Origin of the sequence: Algoriphagus sp. oki45 (assembly GCF_036245605.1) — a bacterium.
Taxonomy (GTDB): domain Bacteria; phylum Bacteroidota; class Bacteroidia; order Cytophagales; family Cyclobacteriaceae; genus Algoriphagus.
Genome location: NZ_BTPC01000022.1, coordinates 1 through 367, shown reverse-complemented (window position 1 = coordinate 367; position 367 = coordinate 1). Strand labels below are relative to the sequence as shown.

At 47.7% G+C, this 367-nt stretch carries 1 protein-coding gene; it reads right to left on the bottom strand.

All coding sequences use genetic code 11. The features are described 5' to 3' along the window. On the bottom strand, positions 1-367 hold a 367-nt coding region (locus AAA942_RS20255), incomplete at both ends, for a transposase (protein ID WP_338222130.1).

Below are 367 nucleotides of genomic sequence, written 5' to 3'. Positions count from 1 at the left end.
AATACTCTTTGGACGGCTGGAAAGCCATATTCTACACATTCGCTGCACATGGATCACACATCGCTGAAGGGTGACTTGGGGACAAACTTTGCGGATTGCTCTGAGCAATGCGCGATGTCCATCACAGGTAATTGACTCGATCTGGACTCCAAGAAGCAGTAGATTTTCCAGGTCTTCTTTGAGCTCTTCGTATCGTTCTCCATCGCTGAACCGATAGAGCTGGGTGAACTTGATCGTGTTGTCCCGGTACAAAATCAAGCATAAATCCCTACTAAAATACGTGCCGTCAATGAGTAAATTCACCCGCTCGGAAGGGTAGACACTCAGCATCGGCGGTTCTTTCAGATAGCCTCTGAAAAGTCGCTGA